Source organism: Bacillus sp. AFS018417, assembly GCF_002560985.1.
In the GTDB taxonomy this organism is placed as follows: domain Bacteria; phylum Bacillota; class Bacilli; order Bacillales; family Bacillaceae_G; genus Bacillus_A; species Bacillus_A rhizoplanae.
In genome coordinates this window covers 22,174-41,977 of sequence record NZ_NTTM01000039.1, presented here as the reverse complement: position 1 = coordinate 41,977, position 19,804 = coordinate 22,174, and the positions used below count along the sequence as shown (strand labels likewise).

17 protein-coding genes and 1 pseudogene are annotated in these 19,804 nt (G+C 36.0%); 10 read left to right on the top strand and 8 right to left on the bottom strand.

Going from position 1 to position 19,804, the window contains the following annotated elements:
* The first annotated feature begins 86 nt into the window (after nt 1-86).
* From iscB to CN326_RS15845, 4 genes are all read left to right on the top strand, one after another.
* Nucleotides 87-1,334 (top strand): RNA-guided endonuclease IscB, encoded by a 1,248-nt coding sequence (iscB, locus tag CN326_RS15860; protein ID WP_098309969.1) that lies wholly within the window; start codon nt 87-89, stop codon nt 1,332-1,334.
* A 332-nt stretch (nt 1,335-1,666) separates the two neighbouring features.
* Nucleotides 1,667-2,113 carry a GNAT family N-acetyltransferase gene (locus CN326_RS15855; protein WP_098309968.1) on the top strand — a complete coding sequence of 149 codons (447 nt, stop codon included), beginning with the start codon at nt 1,667-1,669 and terminating at the stop codon, nt 2,111-2,113.
* A gap of 50 nt (nt 2,114-2,163) precedes the next feature.
* Nucleotides 2,164-2,520, top strand: coding sequence for a YunG family protein (locus CN326_RS15850; protein ID WP_098309967.1), 357 nt, complete (start codon nt 2,164-2,166; stop codon nt 2,518-2,520).
* Between the two features lie 40 nt (nt 2,521-2,560).
* Nucleotides 2,561-3,928 carry a bifunctional S-methyl-5'-thioadenosine deaminase/S-adenosylhomocysteine deaminase gene (locus tag CN326_RS15845; RefSeq protein ID WP_176524657.1) on the top strand — a complete coding sequence of 456 codons (1,368 nt, stop codon included), beginning with the start codon at nt 2,561-2,563 and terminating at the stop codon, nt 3,926-3,928.
* Nucleotides 3,929-4,010: 82 nt separating this feature from the next.
* On the opposite strand, the gene bacA is transcribed toward CN326_RS15845, so the two are convergent.
* Nucleotides 4,011-4,823, bottom strand: coding sequence for an undecaprenyl-diphosphate phosphatase (gene bacA, locus CN326_RS15840; RefSeq protein ID WP_098309965.1), 813 nt, complete (start codon nt 4,821-4,823; stop codon nt 4,011-4,013).
* Nucleotides 4,824-5,032: 209 nt separating this feature from the next.
* Complete coding sequence (locus CN326_RS15835) at nt 5,033-6,328, bottom strand: Nramp family divalent metal transporter (protein ID WP_098309964.1); 1,296 nt, start codon at nt 6,326-6,328, stop codon at nt 5,033-5,035.
* Between the two features lie 393 nt (nt 6,329-6,721).
* Between CN326_RS15835 and uptA the strand changes: the two genes are divergently transcribed.
* The 3 genes from uptA to CN326_RS15820 all read left to right on the top strand — a co-directional run bounded on the left by uptA (nt 6,722) and on the right by CN326_RS15820 (nt 8,787).
* Complete coding sequence (gene uptA, locus CN326_RS15830) at nt 6,722-7,324, top strand: undecaprenyl phosphate transporter UptA (RefSeq protein WP_176524655.1); 603 nt, start codon at nt 6,722-6,724, stop codon at nt 7,322-7,324.
* Nucleotides 7,325-7,621: 297 nt separating this feature from the next.
* Nucleotides 7,622-8,113, top strand: coding sequence for a DUF2716 domain-containing protein (locus CN326_RS15825; RefSeq protein ID WP_098309962.1), 492 nt, complete (start codon nt 7,622-7,624; stop codon nt 8,111-8,113).
* Between the two features lie 167 nt (nt 8,114-8,280).
* Nucleotides 8,281-8,787 carry a GNAT family N-acetyltransferase gene (locus CN326_RS15820; RefSeq protein WP_098309961.1) on the top strand — a complete coding sequence of 169 codons (507 nt, stop codon included), beginning with the start codon at nt 8,281-8,283 and terminating at the stop codon, nt 8,785-8,787.
* A 205-nt stretch (nt 8,788-8,992) separates the two neighbouring features.
* On the opposite strand, the gene CN326_RS15815 is transcribed toward CN326_RS15820, so the two are convergent.
* The 4 genes from CN326_RS15815 to CN326_RS15800 all read right to left on the bottom strand — a co-directional run bounded on the left by CN326_RS15815 (nt 8,993) and on the right by CN326_RS15800 (nt 12,546).
* Nucleotides 8,993-9,652, bottom strand: a complete 660-nt coding sequence (locus tag CN326_RS15815) for a PspA/IM30 family protein (protein WP_098309960.1) — start codon at nt 9,650-9,652, stop codon at nt 8,993-8,995.
* Between the two features lie 3 nt (nt 9,653-9,655).
* Nucleotides 9,656-10,219 carry a hypothetical protein gene (locus CN326_RS15810; protein WP_098309959.1) on the bottom strand — a complete coding sequence of 188 codons (564 nt, stop codon included), beginning with the start codon at nt 10,217-10,219 and terminating at the stop codon, nt 9,656-9,658.
* 244 nt (nt 10,220-10,463) lie between these two features.
* A complete protein-coding gene (locus tag CN326_RS15805; RefSeq protein WP_098309958.1) occupies nt 10,464-11,831 on the bottom strand; it encodes a sensor histidine kinase in 1,368 nt (455 codons plus the stop codon).
* 31 nt (nt 11,832-11,862) lie between these two features.
* Nucleotides 11,863-12,546: a response regulator transcription factor gene (locus tag CN326_RS15800; protein ID WP_098309957.1), complete on the bottom strand. Its 684-nt coding sequence runs from the start codon at nt 12,544-12,546 to the stop codon at nt 11,863-11,865.
* 163 nt (nt 12,547-12,709) lie between these two features.
* Between CN326_RS15800 and CN326_RS15795 the strand changes: the two genes are divergently transcribed.
* Nucleotides 12,710-14,365: a multicopper oxidase family protein gene (locus CN326_RS15795; protein ID WP_098309956.1), complete on the top strand. Its 1,656-nt coding sequence runs from the start codon at nt 12,710-12,712 to the stop codon at nt 14,363-14,365.
* Between the two features lie 441 nt (nt 14,366-14,806).
* On the opposite strand, the gene CN326_RS15790 is transcribed toward CN326_RS15795, so the two are convergent.
* Nucleotides 14,807-15,322 carry a TetR/AcrR family transcriptional regulator gene (locus CN326_RS15790; RefSeq protein WP_098309955.1) on the bottom strand — a complete coding sequence of 172 codons (516 nt, stop codon included), beginning with the start codon at nt 15,320-15,322 and terminating at the stop codon, nt 14,807-14,809.
* Between the two features lie 395 nt (nt 15,323-15,717).
* On the opposite strand from CN326_RS15790, the gene CN326_RS15785 reads away from it, so the two are divergent.
* On the top strand, nt 15,718-17,928 hold the full coding sequence (locus tag CN326_RS15785) for an MMPL family transporter (protein ID WP_176524654.1): 2,211 nt from the start codon (nt 15,718-15,720) through the stop codon (nt 17,926-17,928).
* 94 nt (nt 17,929-18,022) lie between these two features.
* Here the strand turns inward: CN326_RS15785 and CN326_RS25135 are convergent.
* Nucleotides 18,023-18,200 (bottom strand): annotated as a pseudogene (locus tag CN326_RS25135) (tyrosine-type recombinase/integrase); the annotation flags it as partial.
* Between the two features lie 85 nt (nt 18,201-18,285).
* Between CN326_RS25135 and CN326_RS15775 the strand changes: the two are divergent.
* Nucleotides 18,286-19,488 (top strand): alpha/beta hydrolase, encoded by a 1,203-nt coding sequence (locus CN326_RS15775; RefSeq protein ID WP_255258142.1) that lies wholly within the window; start codon nt 18,286-18,288, stop codon nt 19,486-19,488.
* Nucleotides 19,489-19,804 lie beyond the last annotated feature (316 nt).

The following is a 19,804-nucleotide window of genomic DNA, read 5'->3' as shown; positions in this document are numbered from 1 at the left end:
GGTCAACCACAAGCCTTCTTGCACGAGAAGTTGCCAACACCTACAAACATTGGCGAAGGGAAACAAACTCTTAGGAGGGACAAAACATGCGTGTATTTGTCAAGAATGTAAGAGGAGAACCGCTCATGCCTTGCAGTCATCGTAAGGCACGGATTCTTCTCAAACAAGGAAAAGTAAAGATTATTGGATATACTCCGTTTACAATTCAATTACAATATGCCACAGGTGAAGCGGTGCAACCCGTCACAATCGGTGTTGACAGCGGAGCAAAGCATATCGGCATTGCGATTACCACTGAAGACAAAGTGTTAGCAAAAGGAACCATTGAGTTACGTCAGGACTTCAAAGAAAATCTTACACTGAGAGCTATATTACGCAGAGGTAGAAGACAACGAAAAACAAGATATCGAAAAGCACGTTTTCTCAATCGGAAAAAGAAAGAAGGATGGTTGCCACCATCGATTCAAAGCAGAGTGGATAACCAAATTCATTGGATTGAAATATTTCGCTCGTTATTACCATCTCCAAAAGTGATTGTCGAAGTAGGGAAATTTGATGCACAAAAGCTAAAAAATCCCGATATACAAGGAACAGAATACCAACAAGGGGATACCTTTGGCTTTTGGAATACGAGATATTATATATTCGCAAGAGACAATTACACCTGCCAAATTTGTAAGAAAAAAGGTGGTATTTTGCATACACATCATATCATTGAACGATGCAGTGGCGGTTCAGATATGGCAGATAATCTTGTAACAGTGCACGATGAATGCCATCAAAAATTTCATCAAGGGAAACTCAAACACAGTTTCAAAAAACCAAAACAATATAAAGAGACTGCTTTTATGAATATATTGCGTTTACAAATCATGAATCGTTTAGATTGTGACATTACGTACGGCAGTTACACCACACCGAAGCGAAAAGAATTAGGTTTATCAAAAACACATGTAAATGACGCGATTGCGATTACCCATCCAACACAACTACAAGAATATGATCAAAGCGGTGAGTTTCGAATTAAGCAATTTAGAAAGAAAAAACGCTCCCTGCATGAAGCAACCGCAAGAAAAGGAAGGAAAACAAAGAATACAAGTGCAAAACGGAACAAGAAAAATACACCACATATAGATGGAATCTATTTAGGTGATAAAGTAAAGGTATTTGGACAAGTAGGATTTGTGACAGGATTTACAGGAAAAATGGTATACGTACAAGATATACATGGACAATATATACAAAACCCTTCTAAATCCTATAAGCAAGTGAAGATGTCAGATATGGAACGTATACACCATACGAACAATTGGCAGTTCTTACAAATCAGTTAGGCTATGCCTAACCGAAATTCATCCCCACCTTACCGCTGGGCTTTTGCCCGTCACGCGCTTGAAGATGGGGACTTCTTTCGGAAATACGTTAAATTTTACAGATATTATTGTGCTTTGTTCCATTAAAGGGCTCGATTGTGGGGCATCACAAGTCGAAAATGATTAAACTTTTTTATAAAACCAAAGCTTAAAACTGCTAGATAAGAATCTATTTTGATTAATCTTTTTCAAAATGGATTCTTATTTATTTACCATAAATACATGTTTGTGAGCTATTTTTCATTAAACTTTTTTTCAAAGCCACAATATAAAGGGGAAAGGGAGAGAAATGAATGATTGTTAGAGAAGCGTTATTAAAAGAAGCAAATGAGCTAAGTAACCTCGCATTATCCTCAAAAGCAACTTGGAATTATAGTGAAGAATTTATATTGGCATGTAAGGAAGACTTAACAATTACGGAACAATATATTAAGAATAATTATGTGTATATTTTAGAAGAAAAACAAGAAATAATCGGATTTTTTTCATTCCAAAGAAAAGAAGCAGACAGTCTTGATTTTCTATATTTAGATCCTAAGTATAAAGGGAAAGGTTATGGAAGAATTCTTTGGGAAAGTGTTATTCAAAAAGCAGTCCAATTAAACATTAAGAGTTTTACGATTGATAGCGATCCGAATGCGAAAGGGTATTACATAAAAATGGGGGCGAAACTAATAGGAGAAACACCTTCTACTGTGTTTAAAGATCGTCTACTTCCGCTTTTGCAGTATGATATGTAAACTTATTCATTCTAATCGGATATTTTGAATTTAATTAGGAGATGCTTAATATGAAGTATAGCGAAATAGAGAAGATGAGTGATGTTTTATTGCAATCTTGGTCAATAGAAACGAGTTCAAAATGGACACCAGATCATCCAGCTAGAGGACAATGTGGTGTAACTGCATTAGTAATCAATGATTTCTTTGGAGGAGAGATCATGAAGACGAAAGTTCCGGAAGGCTGGCATTTTTATAACAGGATCAACGGTAAAAAATATGATTTTACAGCATCGCAATTTTTAGAAGAGATAACATATATGGACATTCCTTCTAATAGAAAAGAAGCATTTGCAGATACAAATGAAATACAATATGATGCTTTAAAACAAAAAGTTCGTATTCATATAAAGGGATTTATTTCGTGATAATTATCTTTTGACTCTTGGTGATTAATAAGTTACTATGATGGTAGTAACTTGTTGGTGGGAATGTTTATATCAAATAGAGTCGAGAGGGGAAATATTTTTGAAAACAGCTTATGTAAGCGCTACAATCGTGACTTTAAATGAAAAGAATGAAGTATTGAAAAATGGATATATCATTGTAGAAGATGGTCAAATTATAGAAGTGCAATCAGGAGAATTATCTAGTGAGAAACAAGTGGATCAAGTTATTGATCTTCATGGAAAATGGGTCTTACCTGGTCTGGTGAATACGCATACGCATGTCTTGATGAGTATTTTACGTGGAATAGGTGACGATATGCTCCTAAAGCCATGGCTTGAAACGAGAATTTGGCCACTTGAAAGTCAATTTACACCAGAGCTTGCTGTTGCTAGCACAGAGCTTGGTTTGTTAGAGATGGTGAAAAGCGGAACAACAGCGTTTTCTGATATGTTTAATCCAATTGGAGTAGATCAAGATTCTATTATGGAAGCTGTTCGTAAAAGTGGAATGCGCGCTGCTGTTTCCCGAACATTATTTAGCTTCGGAACGAAAGAAGATGAAAAGAAGGCAATTCATGAAGCGGAGAAGTATGTAAAACGTTATTACAATAAAGATGGTATGTTAACGACGATGGTCGCTCCTCATAGTCCATATGCATGTTCTACAGAAATGCTAGAAGAGTGTGCACGAATTGCAGTGGAAAATAGGACGATGGTGCATATTCATCTTTCCGAAACAGAGCGTGAAGTTCAGGATATTGAAGCACAATACGGAAAACGTCCAGTAGAGTATGTAGCAGATTGCGGTTTGTTCCAGAGACCAACAGTAATTGCACATGGTGTTGTACTGAATGAAAATGAGCGCACTTTCTTAGCGGAAAACGATGTTCGCGTTGCTCATAATCCGATTAGTAATTTAAAATTAGGATCGGGTATAGCAGATGTTCGAGCGATGTTAGAGAGCGGAATAAAAGTTGGAATTGCAACGGATAGTGTTGCTTCTAATAACAATTTAGACATGTTTGAAGAAATGCGCATTGCAGCTTTATTGCAAAAGGGTATTCATAAAGATGCAACAACATTACCAGTGGAAACAGTTCTCTCATTAGTAACAAAAGGTGCAGCAGCCGTAATTGGGATGAAACAAACAGGTTCACTAGAAGTAGGCAAATGTGCTGACTTTATTACAATTGATCCATCTAATAAACCGCATTTACAGCCAGCAGAAGAAGTGTTGTCACACCTTGTATATGCAGCGAGTGGAAAAGATGTTTCGGATGTTGTAATTAATGGGAAGCATATTGTCTGGAACGGTGAATGTAAAACGTTAGATGAAGAGCGTATTATTTTTGAAGCGAGCCGTTATAAACGAGGATTAGTTATGTAATTTAGGAAGTAACATCTCTAAATTAATTAAATGTGGAAGAACCTTTGCTTTAACGCAAAGGTTCTTTGTTTTATTTTATATTTTACAAAATAAAAATCCAGAACATAATTGCTAACAAAAAACGATAAATCGCGAACGGAATTAATTTTATTTTTGAAATAAGTGAAAGGAAAAATTTAATTGCAATCAATGCCACGATAAAGGCTGTTAAAAATCCCGTAATAAATAAAGGGAGATCATTAGCAGTGAGATAGCTCCAACTATCGAATAAGTCTTTGCCAGATGCTGCGAACATGATGGGTACAGCCATAATAAAGCTAAGTTCAGAGGCCGTTTTATGATTCATTCCAATTAGTAAGCCACCTGACAAGGTTGATCCCATTCTAGAGAAGCCTGGGATAAGAGCAAAACATTGAAATAATCCCATATATAAGGCTTGTTTATAAGTTACTGAATCAAGATCGGAAGCTACAGAACGGTTTTTATGTAGTAAATCAGCAATAATCATTAAAATTCCACCAGCTACTAGACCGATTACGACAGTTTTGGGTGAAAATAAAACATTTTTGATAAAGTCATGAAATAGAAATCCACCTATCATAAAAGGAAGAATCCCAATTAACACATGTAACATATTGAGGTGCGACTTTACAGCACCTGTCGATTTAATAGAATTGCCTATTCCTATGATATTGAGCAGACGTTTCCAAAAGACAACGACTACTGCAAGAATAGATCCGAGTTGAATCACAACTTCAAATGTCGTAGCACGAGTCGTACCTTCAAAATCAAGCAAATGCCCCACTAAAATTAAATGTCCTGTAGACGAAACGGGAGCAAATTCAGTTAGACCTTCTACAATACCTAATATAATAGCTATAGTAATATCATTCATATATTCATATCCCCCTGAAAACAAGAAATTTCCATACTATCCCAGTGTAATTGATATCTGAATATTATGTAACCTAATTTTAAAATTAAATCTGATATACAAAATGGATTTAATAAATGCGTTTGTCTTGTACATGCTGGAACAAAATAAAAAGAGAATGTCTTACAAATCCAATGCATTCAGATTTGTAAAAGACATTCTCTCTCTTATTAACCAATAAATGTTTGATATAACAAGAATATATTTAAGGCGATAATTAATACGGCAATCAACCATGCAATAGCTGTTGTAAGCCGGTGATTCACTAAACCACCCATAATGCTCTTTTTACTTGTGAAAACAATGAGCGGAATTAATGCAAATGCAATTCCAAATGATAAAACGACTTGACTCATTACGAGGGCGTGAGTTGGATTCACACCTAATGCAATAATAACAAGCGGCGGAATCATTGTAATAAATCGTCGCAAGTATAAAGGAATATGCCTACGGATGAATCCTTGCATAATAATATCCCCGGACATCGTACCCACGGAAGAACTAGATAAGCCGGCGGTTAGTAAACCAATCCCGAAAAGAGTTGCTGATGCAGGTCCGACTAAGTGTTCAAATCCGTGAAAAGCGACATCTAAATCTTCGACAGGTAGTCCGTTTTTGAAGAATAGAGCAGCTGCTACAATTAACATACTTGCATTAATTGCTCCGGCAATGACCATTGCAATTACAATATCAATAAATTCAAAGCGGAAAATCTTTTTTCGTTGTTCATCTGTCGTTCCTACTACGCGGCGCTGTGTTAAAGCAGAATGTAAATAAATCGCGTGTGGCATAACTGTTGCACCTAAAATTCCTGCGGCAAGTAAAATACTGTTTACACCTTGAAATTTAGGAACGAAAAGTCCTGAGAGAAGAGGACTTAGTTCTGGCTTTGCATAAAATACTTGTACACCAAAAGCAATAACGACTATAAAGACCATACCAGTTATAACCGCTTCTAATGGGCGGAACCCCCTGCGTTGAAACTCTAGAATAATAAATGAGCCAACAGCTGTAATTAATGCAGCCGGCAACAGTGGAATACCAAATAGTAAATATAACCCTAAGGCAGCACCGATAAATTCAGCGAGATCAGTCGCCATAATTACTAATTCACCTTGTATCCATAAACCGATAGAAACAGGTTTTGGAAAATGCTCCCGAGCAACTTCCGGAAGGTTTTTTCCGGTTGCAATTCCTAATTTAGCTGACAAGGATTGGATTAACACAGCCATTAAATTTGAAACAAGGATGACCCAAAGTAGTAAATAACCGTACTGAGATCCGGCTGCAATATTCGTAGCGAAATTACCTGGGTCAATATAAGCTACAGATGCAATAAAAGCAGGTCCCAAAAATGGTAATAATCGTTTCAGTCCTTTTGTTTCACCGCTTAAAGCTAACTGCGCTGATTGCATCGTCCTATTATTTGGTGGAAGGTGTTCTCGTTCTTTAGTGTTTTCTGTCATGTTTTGTTTCCCCTTTTGTTTGTTATCTTGATGCAATTCGTTTTATTTAGGTTAGTTATTTCTTTTATTAAATCATATTTCTTTTATTTGAACATAAATTTTTCCTTTGTGCAAATTATATTGCATTAGGAAAAAATTGTGCTAGTTTATTCGTGCATATAATGAATTTGTAAGTTAAGTATTTATGTAAAGATTGAATAAATAGAGTGTTTTGAAATGGTTATGTATATTAACAATGGCAACTTTGATAAGAAGAGTTAGATAGAAAATCAAGTGTATATTTTGAAAATGTAAAACATTTCCCATTTCTAATGTGATTTTAATCTTGTTTTCATCTTTTATTCAGTTTTCATTGTTAGAATGTCCAAAGGCAGTAATTTTTTGGAGGTTTTAATAATGCACGCAGTAATTCATGCAATTTCTTTGTTTTTAGCTAAGCTCGGTTATGTTGGTGTCATGCTAGGACTTATGATTGAGGTGATTCCGAGTGAAGTTGTTTTATCGTACGCTGGATTTCTTGTATCACAAGGACAGATGGCATTTTGGGGGGCTGTTCTTGCGGGAACGATTGGAGGCACAATTGCTCAATTATTCCTATACTGGTTAGGATATTATGCTGGCCGACCTTTTTTATTAAAATACGGAAAATATTTGTTAATTCGTCCTAAGCATTTAGAAATGGCTGAACGATGGTTCCACAAATATGGTCCAGGTGTGATTTTTTCTGCAAGATTTGTTCCAGTAGTAAGGCATGCTATTTCTATTCCAGCAGGAATCGCAAAAATGTCTGCAACAAAGTTTACGATTTACACAGTGGTTGCAATTGTTCCGTGGAGTATGCTTTTTGTATACTTAGGTAATGTATTAGGAAGCCGATGGGAACAAGCTAATCAAGTGTCTGGTCCGTATGTGAAGTATATTATGATCGGCGCGCTTGTCATACTAGCCGTCTATATAATTAGAAAAATTACAAAGAAGAACGTGTCAAAAGCATAATCGTACTTTTATGATATAAAGGGGTTGTCCCGTAAGTTAGTTACACTGACTTATGGGACAGCCCTTTTTAATAGGTACACAAAAAAATCGACCACCCACTATAGTTGTAAGTAACCACATAAACTATTGATTTAAAACACAGATGAACAGTTTGTAATAAAGTTGTCCCGTTTATAAAAAAGATAAACCGGAATTATCTAAAATTCAGTTCTCTTATTGAACTATCGCAGCAGGTTAGTTGAACAAGAAATGTTATAATAAACACTACTAAAAGCGTCGTTAAGGGGGGGCATTCAAATGAAAAATTGGCTTGAACTATCCAATGCAGAGTATGACGAAGTATGGGATAAGATATATGAGGACTTCAGGTTTGAACCAAGTGAGTCAGTATTTCCTTCCTTTAAAGTGCCATCTCCATTTATTACATATGATGTATCCAAATATTTTGGTGGATTTCAAAAATTGGACTATTATGATGAACTAGAAGAAAAATCTTTGCTCGCCTTCAAAGGAATCACACGAAAAGATGAATATATTTATGCATTAGATTGGCAGCACGAATGTTACTGGATAAACCCCCATCTAGAATTTCAAAAAAATGAATTTGATGAATGGACAGTACCAATCTTTCCAGATGGTGATTATTATTTCTTTATTCATAAGGATTTCGAATGGGGATATTTAGGACACCCTTGGGAAAGAACCATAACTGTTTTTGGAAAAGGACTAATAGATGGGTTTGAAAAGCATAAACCTAGAATGTTTCAAAAGATATTACGTCAAGGATAGCTTAAACCTTCTTTCACTGACGGGTGCTTGCGTTCAATAAAGTAAGGTTGTTGCGATAGCCTTTTTTATTCGACTAACGGGGCAGATTAGAGGAATAAGGACCTACTAAAATATATAAGTTTAATTATGTAGATATCACATAGAAATAATCCTAGGAGGATTAAAGGATGGACAATACAGTATTAAGCACGGAGAGGTTAATTTTAAGAAAAATGACTAAAGATGATACTAAAAATTTGATGGAAATCTTTTCAGATCCAGTAGCAATGAGGTTCTATCCTTCAACCAAAAACGAAAATGAGACAATAGAATGGATTGAATGGACGCAAAAAAATTATGATCAGTATGGGGTAGGTTTATGGATAGTGGAAGATAAAGTAACTGGAGAATTTATTGGACAATGTGGAATTGTACCTCAAGAAGTAGATGGTGTAATAGAGATGGAAATAGGTTATTTGTTTATACGTCGTTTCTGGGGGAATGGATATGCAACAGAGGCGGCTTTAGCGTGTAAGCATTACGGATTTGAACAATTAAAATTAAATAGGATGGTCTCATTGCCCGATGTAAACAATATTCCTTCAACTAAAGTCGCTGAACGAATTGGTATGCAGGTGGTGAAAACCATAAATAAATGGGGAAAAGAAGTATATGTTTATTCTGTGTCTATATAAAATATACCTTAAAGAAGTATGTGAAGAGTTATACTTAAACTAACGGGTGCTTTAGTTGAAGAAGAAAAATTTTTAAAAAGAGCCTGTATCTTAGATTACTTGGTAATCTAAGATACAGGCTTAATATTTTGTAACTAATTGCCCTATATATATTTAATATGAAAAGGGCTTTTTTATATTAAATAATAGTTAATTGGAAAAGAAACTATTTATTTTCTTTTAATTTTGCTAATGCTTGTTGTACTTCTTCTTGTAGATTTTGGTCTAAAATTTGTGCTTGATTAGGAGCGTTTAACTGATAAAAATAGTTACTAGCAGCTGCTTCTGCTTCTAGTTTCTGCACGTAAGTTTCGACACGTGCAAAACCTTTCACTGCATTTTCTGTATGGAAAGAAGCAAGTGCTGCGTTACTATTTTTTATGGCTTGCGCCGCATTTAATCGGGAAACAAGAACGAGTTCTTTATATTGTAATTCTTGATATTTCTCTTGCAGTTTGTCAATTTGTTCATATAATGCAGCTGTTTGTTGCTTTGTTATTTCGTACTGTTCACGATATAATGCAGCTTTTTTTTCATTTGTGATTTTATCTTGTAAAGCTAGCTGTGCCATGTTATCTTCCTCTCGAGATACTGCAAGTTCAGCTTGACGAGTTCTTTTTGCGATAAGAGCATCAGCTTCCGAAATTAATGCTTCATATTTCTTTTCTAAATATAATTGGTGAGCCAGTGCTTTTTGCGCCTTTGTAATTTGTTCTTCTGTCTCTCTCAAGTATTGCTTCAGCATGCTAATAGGGCTTTCTAGCTTATCCAACGTTTGGTGTACATCTGCCATTACAATATTTTTAATGCGTTTTAGGATACCCATTGTTTAGTTCTCCTCCTTACGAATATTACGTTCCCATTGATCTAAAATGTCTATTTGTTTTTGCATTGTTGAAAAATTATATGTGTGAATATCTATATGCTCACTTGCTATCGTTCTTTTTTGTTTGAATTTTTTATACGCCCAAGTAATAGTTGCGGCAAGCGCAAGTATTGGAATAAGCGGGAATAAACCGATAACAAGGAGTAGCACTCCTGTCCACTTCTTAGCCATATTTCCTTCAGATTTGCGAAGAATTAACCAACCGAAAAGAACAAAGCCAAGTTCTAATAGGAATGGTGCAAAGAATACATCATCAAACTCTTTTTCATGATGCTTTTCATGATGAGTATGTCTTTCAGAGTCAGCAAAGCGCCCTTTCTCCGTAAAGAAAGCTTGTCCTTCTTTATGGGAGGCAACGGCATGTTCGGCTTCTCTATGCTTCTCATGATTCCATCTTTCTGACTTCATACTATGTAGTCCAAAGAATAGTAAAGCAAGAAGCAGGGGAAGGACTAAAATCCATTTTAGCCAGCGCAGCTTTTTGCATTTGTTCTTTTTCTTTTTCATGTGTTCACCTCCACCCATGATTCATTATGTTTCAAGAAAAAATGAATCTAGAATTACTTTTGATAGAGTCAAAATCTGAATGTTTTATCACCTCGCTATATCTTTAGTAAGTCCTAGTGTAAATCCTAGATGTGAGAAGGGAATGAAAGGGGAATGATGAAAATATGAGAAATATATAAGAAAATTTTCATTATAATTAAAAACTCGCCAAATAGTTGACGAGTTAATTTTTAAGTAACGTATTTCATTTTTTTAGATATATAGTAAAAATAGTCCCATGACCTAATTCACTCTCTACAGAAATATTGCCTCCATGTAATTCAATAATTTCTTTTACAATTGCAAGACCTAAACCGCTTCCGCCTGTTGCGCGCGTTCGGGATTTATCGACTCTATAAAACCGCTCGAAAATATGAGATAGATCTTGTTCAGGGATACCTTCTCCTTCATCTTTTACTCTAATCTTAACGATTTCCTTGTTCTCTGTAACTGTAACAAATACTTTAGAATTTATGTCAGAGTGAGAATAGGCATTGTTTAACAGATTGAGAATAACTTGTTCAAAACGTTGTTCGTCGAGTAGAAGAACAACGTCTTCTGGACACGAGGAAATAATACGAATATTTTTATCGGTATAAGCTGGTTGGATTTTTGTTAATATGTTTTTTAATAAATCATATAGATTAGTCTGCTTTGTATGAATAACAAAATTGTGTTTTTCCATTTTAGCTAATTCAAATAAATCTTGAACAAGCCGTGTTACATGATCAGCTTCTTCTTTAATAATAGATAAATAATGATTTTGAGCTTGTGCAGGAATCTGATTTTTAATAAGAATATCAGCGTATCCTCTAACATATGTTAACGGTGTTCGAAGTTCGTGTGCAACGCTAGCTAGAAATTCTCCTCGTTCTTTTTTTAAATAATTCAAATCATCTGCAAGTTTTTGGATAGAATGTGCTAATTCTCCTACTTCATCATTTCTATTAATATTTAAAGATACGGATAAATCCCCTTTACTCATTTTTTCTGTTGCTTTTTTCATTTTAATTAAAGGGTTAGTGAGAAGTTTTGATAATAAGAACATGGTAATAACAGTAAGGATAAAGGTAATGGCACCAACAACTATAAATTGGTAAGTTAAACGCTGAATCATTTGTTTAATAGAGTCAGTACCTAAAAACATGTATACATATCCTTTCGTATCACTACCAACTTGAATGGGACTAATTGTACAAATATAATTAGATGTTTTCCAATGATCTTCCACAACTGTGCCATTTTTATTAACAGGAGGCATTTTTGTATGTAAATGTTTTTCCATGGAATGATCTACATTACTTGATTTTGCAAGAATTTCTCCATTTTTCGAAGTAATGACAACCTTAGTTTCTGCTTCCGATTCCATGAGAGCCACGTGAGATATAGTTTGATCATCGAAGTATTTCTCCAGTACATCACGATGATTATTTCCTCTAGTAAGGAGAGATTTTACTTCTTCCTGAACTCTCGTATTGACCAAGCTGTAATACAATAAAAGAAATAATATACTTTCAATTAGAAAGGTACAAATAAAAAAGTAAAATCCAAATTTTACTGAGATACGCTTCATAAGAACCCACTATCCTCGTTGTTTAGTAATATCATATATCTTTCTCTTCATTTGCCCAGCGATAGCCAATTCCATATATAGTCTTAAGGTGATCGTGAATTGGAAAAGTAGCTTTTCGCAATTTTTCACGTAAGTTACGAATATGAGAATCTACAGTTCGATCCTCTGTTTCTGATGTATGTCCCCAAATACGTTCAATAAGTTGTTCACGACTAAATACGTAATTTACATTATTTAAAAATAAACCGAGCAGCGAAAATTCAATTGGGGTTAATAACAGTTCATTTCCATGCACAGAAGCAGTATGTTTTGCTTCATCCCACACCAATCCTTTATATTCTACTTTATGATGCTGATTTGTTCTGCGTAGCACGGCCTCTATGCGAGCTAATAATTCTTCTTCATGAAACGGTTTCGTGATATAATCGTCAGCTCCTCTTTTTAATCCTTGTACAACATCTTGTGTATCATCACGAGCTGTTAACATGATGATAGGTACGCTATTGAACCCACGAATTTTCGCGCAAGTTTCCCAGCCGTCCATTTCGGGCATCATAATGTCTAGTAAAATTAATCGAAATTCTTTTTCTTCTAATAAAGAAATCGCTTCTTTGCCAGAAGTTGCTTTTGTACAGTGATACCCCCTAGGGGCTAAATATAATGAAAGTAAATCTAGCATACGCGGTTCATCATCTACTAATAGAATGTTAATCATATAGGCCCTCCTTAATTAAATGATACCTAAATATAAGATATTTTACTAAAAGATATTGAAGAAATTATGCAGACCGTTATTTGTTTTCTCGTTTTTGTCCCTCCATAATTTCTTGATAATTGTTCTATATAATAATTACGAACAAATTGGGGAGGGATTTTTTATGAAGAGAACGGTATTTACGGGGATTTCAATCGTAGCAATTTCTTTAATTGCTGCATGTTCTGCAACTACAAATACAGCAAGTGATCATAAAAATATGAACGATAAAAAGACCACACAGAATGAAACAGCAACAAAACCGTTACAAGTGATAAAAGGACCTGAAGTTACGCTAGTGGCGAAAGAAGAGAAGCAAAAGCTAAGTAACGGTGTTGTTGTTCCAGTATGGACATTTAATGGTTCTTCTCCTGGACCAGAAATTCGTGTGAAAAAAGGTGAAAAGGTTAAGGTTACATTAAAAAATGAACTATCTGCACCGGTATCGATCCACTGGCACGGATATCCTGTTCCAAACAATATGGATGGAATTCCAGGAGTTACGCAAGATGCAATTGAACCGGGGAAAAGTTTTACGTATGAATTTGAAGCAAAAGTACCAGGAACGTATTGGTATCATTCGCACCAAGATTCTGTTAATCAACTAGATCGAGGGTTGTACGGTGCCCTTGTTGTAGAAGATCCAAATGAAACATATGATAAAGATTACACATTAATGTTAGATGAATGGGTAACAGATAAAAAGGAAATCGATAAACAAATTAAGGAAATGACAAAACGGAAAACAGAAAAATCAGAAAAATCAGAAAAACCAGATGGTGATAAGTCTAGTATGAATCATGGGGACATGAAGGATATGGACCATTCCAGTATGAATATGGGAAGTGATAAAAAAGAATCCAGTGATATGGAAGGCATGGATCATGGCAATATGAAGATGGAAGGTCATAATATGGATATGTATGATCTATTCACAATCAATGGTAAAAGTGGGGATTTAGTAGAGCCGTTGAAAGTGAAAAAAGGAGATAAAGTTCGACTTCGATTTATCAATGCTGGTTACTTATCACACAACATTCATATCCATGGTCATGATATAAAAGTAATCGCAACTGATGGCCAGCCAATCAATGATCCAAAAGTTGTAAAAGATGAAGTAATTTCGATTGCACCAGGTGAACGTTATGATGTTGAGTTTACAGCGAATAATCCTGGAAAATGGTATGTTGAGGACCACGGAGAAGGGAAAGGGATAAAAGGAATGAAAGCTGTTATTGAGTATGATGGCAGCAAAGATATGAAAGATAAAGCGAATGAAAAAGAAAAACTTCCAAAATTAGATATGACGAAATATGGTTCTAAGAAATTAGGAAGCTTCACATTAGATCAGCAATATAATGCCACATATACAATGGATTTGAACACAGAAATGAATGGCAATGGAATGGTATATACAATTAATGGAAAAACATTCCCTAATATTGATCCAATTCAAGTGAAAAAAGGAGATCTAGTAAAAGTAAAATTAGTAAATCGTTCTAAAATGGATGATCATCCTATGCATTTACATGGTCATTTCTTCCAATTATTAAGCAAGAATGGAAAACCAATAGAAGGTTCTCCAATTGTGAAAGATACATTGAACTTAAAACCAGGTGAAGAATATGAGGTAGCTTTTGTAGCAAACAATCCAGGTGAATGGATGTTCCACTGCCATGATTTACATCATGCGTCTGCCGGGATGGTTACAGAAGTGAAATATACAGATTATAAATCTGATTATGTCCCAAACCCTAATATTCCTAATATGCCAGAGTAATGTGGAATTTATGTAACTGGTGATAAAATAATAGAAAGCAGTTATCCATCAGGATAGCTGCTTTATTGATTTGTTGTATGAAAAAATATTTTTATTTTTTTCTTGTGTACAGTTTTAATTTAGAAATATAGATAGAGGTTTATCCCGCATTAACGGACAGTAAGGCCACTACCTCAAGAGTCAAAGGAAAGCGAAGAAGATAGGTGAGGTGTAGCTTTGAAATAAAGTTTGACCGTTTATAAATTATCAAGACTTAATTTCTAAAAAACACTTTAAAATCAATCCCCTAACATATTAGACATATATTTTCTATGTTTTTTGAATATGAAAGAAAGTTTTGCTCTTTTAACTAAAAACGGTCGTTTACAGTTAGATGAACTACTCGCAGCTTTTTATGTGATGCCCATTTTTTGAGATGTAATAAAAGATAGAACAGTTGTATCATGAATTTGCCAAATTCCTTGTATCTGTTATCCCATATGGAAGAATTTCATATATTTTTGCAGCAAGTGCCTGGGGAGATTCCCTTGCCCCTCTTTTAATCCAATCATTAACAATATTATAGATACCGCCTGCTAAAAACAGGATTTGCATTCTGCTCATGTCATGATTGCGCGTAATATCCGCTTGAAAGACCTTTTCCATTGTGTAATTCAAATAATCAAGCATCATACTAGATATATTTGCATCAATTAACTTTCCCGCCGGCTTCTGTGCAGACACAAATCCCTCTATGATATATTCAATAATTAGCTGCATGCTTTCATACGGATCCAAACTATCAACCTCTTTCAAGAATTGTTGAACAATTTCATCCACAGATGTTTGCACGACGTCGTAAACGTTGCGGTAGTATTTGTAGAATGTGACTCTGGCAACTCCAGCCTTTTTGCAAATAGCTGTTACGGTTATATCTTGCAGTTTATGTTCATGCAACAGTGCGCTCAATGCCTCCATAATATATCTCTGAGAGTGTATACTGTCTTCTCTTGATTTCCTCAAAGCTAACACATCCCTTCATTCTGTTCGTTTTAAGTGCAAATTATCACATAGTGCTTGAAAGATGAAAATTCACTGTTATACTTACACGTGTAAGTACAATTGTTAGCGTAGTGATAATGCCATTGTATAAAAGGACATCATTGCTGTCAATGTGTACCATTTTCTTTGTTTCCTACTGGCAATTTGCGGCCATTCTGCAAGATATAAATAGGGGGGGATATTCAGATACAATTTATAATTCATATTTTAAAATCTTTTTATATGAATAATGTGTGATTTGGTGTTTGTGCGTTTCTAGATTACAACGTAAGAACAAGACAAATTTTCGACAAGAATAGGGTGAGATTCAATTGGCAAAATATCTGTATAAGTTAGGCTATTGGGCAGTAAATCATAGGAAAAAGGTTGTATTCAGTGCACTCGCAATTCTTATTACATTAGTGCTTTTTGCAGTCAACATGGGTTCCTCTTTCAAGGAGGAGCTGAGCATTCCGAATACACCGGCAGATAAAGCAGGAAAAGTAATTGAAAAAGAGTTTAAAGCGATGCAACCAGCAGGTGCCCAAGTAAAAGTGGTGTTTCAAGCACCAAAAAACGAAACCTTGGAGTCAGCGGAAGTACAACAGAAAATTGCAGAAGTTCTAGATGAGATTAAAAAAGATTCAGCTGTTGATTCTGTGGCAGCACCGATGCAACTGCAGAACCTCAGTGAAGATAAGACAATCGGATATGCAGTCGTTACGTACAAAGTGAAGGCGGAAAAGGTCACAGAAGCTTCTAAGGATAAGATTTTAGATAGCATTGAAACAACAAGGGATGCCGGCATTCAAACGGAGTTATCAGGAGGCGATATCAAGTTTTCCGACTCAGAGACTTCAGGTATGACTGAAATTGTCGGAGTACTTGTCGCCTTCGTAGTCCTGGCATTTACCTTTGTGTCTTTTCTAGCAGCTGGACTGCCGATTCTCACTGCGATAATCGGATTAGCAATTGGAATGCTAGGGATCATGATTGGGACCAATTATGTGGAAATCCAAACAGTTTCCTTATCATTAGCTGCCATGCTGGGACTCGCAGTGGGCATTGACTATGCGCTCTTCATTATTAATCGTTTTAGACAGCAGCTTGCACAAGGAGATTCTGTTCCGGAATCTGTTGCCATTGCAACGGGAACGGCGGGAAGTGCCGTAATTTTTGCAGGATTAACTGTTATTATTGGTCTTTTGGGACTGTCTGTTACAAAGATTCCATTCCTGACAGCAATGGGCGTATCCGCTGCCTTTACAGTGCTCGCAGCTGTATTGGTTTCCGTCATCATATTACCAGCCATATTGGGACTTGTCGGCCATAAGATTGCCCCATCTAAACAAAATCGATTCTTGCAAAAAATGACTGGGGCAGGTAAGGAACATGCTGGTTCAAATAAATGGGGGGAATTTGTCATAAGACGTCCTCTGATTGTTACGATTTTCGCAATCGGACTACTTGCAGTGATTACGATTCCATTTTTCCATATGAACCTTGGCCTGCCTTCTGATGGAACAACAAAGTCTACAGAAACGACAGAAAGAAGAGCATATGATTTATTAACGGAAGCATATGGAGAAGGATTTCATGCCTCTTTAGTGGTAGTGGCAAAATCAGAGGAGGCAACAGCTGAAACGCAAAATGTTATGAACACCGTTGCAAAAGAATTGGGTAACTTATCTGACGTGAAAAGTGTGACACCAGCTATCCCTGGGCCTTCTGGAAAGATTTATATGATTTCCGTCACACCAAAAACAGGACCTGACGATACAAAGACGAAGGATTTGGTAAAAGCGATCCGGGACAAATCGAACCAGACCGAGAAAGAAAACGGAATTGAACTAATGGTAACGGGCCCAGCAGCAATGAATATTGATATTGTGCAAAAGCTGAGTGATGCCTTGCCAGTTTTCGCTGCCCTTATTGTTGGACTTGCATATGTACTCTTAGTTCTAGTGTTTAGATCTCTGCTCATTCCATTAAAAGCAGTATTAGGGTTTCTACTTTCTCTGGGTGCTACGTTGGGAGCCGTGGTATTTTTCGTGCAGGATGGGCATTTCCAAAATATATTTGGTTTCCCGGCTGCTGGTCCGATCTTAGCCTTCTTGCCTGTCATTCTGATTGGCATTCTGTTCGGACTCGCCATGGACTATGAGGTGTTCCTAGTGAGCAAGATGCGGGAAGTATATACGCATACAGGCGACCCGAAGAGAGCTATTTTAGAAGGAATGCGGGAGAGCGGTAGAGTCGTAGTCGCAGCAGGATTAATTATGATGTCTGTATTTATTGGATTCATGTTGGCACCTGATACCATCATTAAATCCATAGGCATGGCTCTTACATTCGGTGTTTTCTTTGACGCATTCATCGTGAGAATGACAATCGTACCTGCGGTCATGACTCTCATGGGTAAGTCAGCCTGGTACTTGCCAAAATGGCTGGATAAAATTTTACCTAACATTGATGTTGAAGGAGAAAGCATTATACATCGCATGGAAAACAAAAGTGAAAAAATATATAAACAGAACAGTTAAAGTTAATTCATAGTTGTATTCAGTTAAAAAACCGCTTCTCTATAAAATAGAAGCGGTTTTTTAAGAGAAAGTATTTATCCATCATGTCATTTTATACTTCTTCATTTCGATAGAGGTAGTTATAGAAGTTTGTAATAACCGTAATTGTTAGGTTGATATTTTTTTTCTGTCCGTTTTGCTTTTTCTTGTTGAAGGGGAGTAACTTTTGAACTCTCATAGGGATCTCTTAACCATCCAACAAATGCAATTAACTCTTCTAACCTTATATACTTCTAATCTTTGTTTGCTTTATTATAATAAATTCGGTGAGAAATACGTTATAAACAAAATCTAGATAATATGGAGGCTCTTTTGAATATGAAACAGACACAAAAAACATTATCTTGGCGCCCTAGAGGTTTTTTTCAATGGATGCTGACAATCCTTGCACTGATAGCCCTCCCTATTACTGTCATGACATCATACTACATTATCAATCCAATCAATGTTAATCATATTATGAGTATTTTTGCATGGATTGCGCTGATGGATCCGACGATTCTATTAATCACAACACTGGTTATGATAGTTCTATTAGTATTAGCTTTTTGGAGAAGGGCACTAATCGCACAAACGATTTTGATTCCTGTGTCGTTACTATTAATCTTTTGGAACGTACAGCCAACTATTAGTATGTGGAGCATGGCTAAAAGTGAAGGTGTTTCGCTTTCACTTAGCTCTCACTTTTCTATAAAGAAAGATGTACTGTCAAAGCCCATACAGAATGTCGTATATGGTAAAACTGAGGATGGTGTTGAGTTGATGCTTGATGTGTGGCCTGCTAAGGGGGAATCAGAAGATGTTCTGAAGCCTGCCATTGTGAAAGTGCATGGAGGAGCCTGGGTGGAGGGCAGTAAAAGTGAAGCGCCAACATGGAATCAATGGTTGAATGAACTGGGATATACGGTTTTTGATGTAGAATATCGTATGCCTCCCCAATCGAGTTGGAAAGATGAGGTTGGGGATGTGAAATCAGCAATAGGCTGGGTAGTGACTAATACTGATACCTACAAGATTGATCCAAAACGAATAAACTTAATGGGGTTTTCAGCAGGAGGGAATTTAGCCATGCTTGCCGCTTACAGTATGGGAAATGCACAGTTACCGCCTTCAACCAATGTTCCTGAGGTATCTGTTAATTCGGTGATTAATCTATACGGACCCTCAGATATGACAACGTTTTATAAAAGTACTCCAAGCCCTGACTATATTCAAAATGCTATGAAGAAGTACATTGGTGGCTCACCTACTCAATTCCCTGAACGCTATAAAATACTCTCACCTATCAATTATATTCAAGAAAGTACGCCGCCTACAATTACATTTTTAGGGACGAGTGATCGATTTGTTCCAGAAGAACAAGCTAAAAATTTGAATAAGATGCTGGCCGTGAATGGTGTATCTCACGAACTCTATCTTCTTCCTGGAGCCGATCATGGATTCGACGCGAGACCGGGGAATTTGGGTACCCAGTTTGCTCGAGAGAAGATTAAGGCATTTCTTCAAAAGTATAATAAATAAACATGGATGCGATACATCTATGTTTTAAAAGATATTTTTGATCAAACTTTTTTATAAAAGAATAATCTAATAAAATATTTCAAGAGCGTGTTTTCATCAATCTTTTTCCGAAACACGCTCTTTCTTTTTATATGCTTATCAAAGTTATTAGTATCAATTTGAACAAAATTTATTTAAAGCAACATGTGGGATAACTGCCCGTAAAAGCCCGATTGGGTGGGGTTTCCATAAGTGGAGGATGAAGAAAACCTCCACTTATGGAAGTTTCACTGTATGCCATCTTTTCTTTTAAATAGATTCATTTAGCGAAAAATAA

Excerpts from the sequence above, each read along its gene's own strand:
- iscB (WP_098309969.1), top strand. The coding sequence starts at position 87 with ATGCGTGTATTTGTCAAGAATGTAAGAGGAGAACCGCTCATGCCTTGC.
- CN326_RS15805 (WP_098309958.1), bottom strand. The coding sequence starts at position 11,831 with ATGAAGCGTATCTCAGTAAAATTTGGATTTTACTTTTTTATTTGTACC.
- CN326_RS15820 (WP_098309961.1), top strand. The coding sequence starts at position 8,281 with ATGGACAATACAGTATTAAGCACGGAGAGGTTAATTTTAAGAAAAATG.
- CN326_RS15800 (WP_098309957.1), bottom strand. The coding sequence starts at position 12,546 with ATGATTAACATTCTATTAGTAGATGATGAACCGCGTATGCTAGATTTA.
- CN326_RS15795 (WP_098309956.1), top strand. The coding sequence starts at position 12,710 with ATGAAGAGAACGGTATTTACGGGGATTTCAATCGTAGCAATTTCTTTA.
- CN326_RS15850 (WP_098309967.1), top strand. The coding sequence starts at position 2,164 with ATGAAGTATAGCGAAATAGAGAAGATGAGTGATGTTTTATTGCAATCT.
- CN326_RS15825 (WP_098309962.1), top strand. The coding sequence starts at position 7,622 with ATGAAAAATTGGCTTGAACTATCCAATGCAGAGTATGACGAAGTATGG.
- CN326_RS15790 (WP_098309955.1), bottom strand. The coding sequence starts at position 15,322 with ATGGAGGCATTGAGCGCACTGTTGCATGAACATAAACTGCAAGATATA.
- CN326_RS15815 (WP_098309960.1), bottom strand. The coding sequence starts at position 9,652 with ATGGGTATCCTAAAACGCATTAAAAATATTGTAATGGCAGATGTACAC.
- CN326_RS15775 (WP_255258142.1), top strand. The coding sequence starts at position 18,286 with ATGAAACAGACACAAAAAACATTATCTTGGCGCCCTAGAGGTTTTTTT.
- bacA (WP_098309965.1), bottom strand. The coding sequence starts at position 4,823 with ATGAATGATATTACTATAGCTATTATATTAGGTATTGTAGAAGGTCTA.
- CN326_RS15855 (WP_098309968.1), top strand. The coding sequence starts at position 1,667 with ATGATTGTTAGAGAAGCGTTATTAAAAGAAGCAAATGAGCTAAGTAAC.
- CN326_RS15845 (WP_176524657.1), top strand. The coding sequence starts at position 2,561 with ATGGTAGTAACTTGTTGGTGGGAATGTTTATATCAAATAGAGTCGAGA.
- CN326_RS15835 (WP_098309964.1), bottom strand. The coding sequence starts at position 6,328 with ATGACAGAAAACACTAAAGAACGAGAACACCTTCCACCAAATAATAGG.
- CN326_RS15810 (WP_098309959.1), bottom strand. The coding sequence starts at position 10,219 with ATGAAAAAGAAAAAGAACAAATGCAAAAAGCTGCGCTGGCTAAAATGG.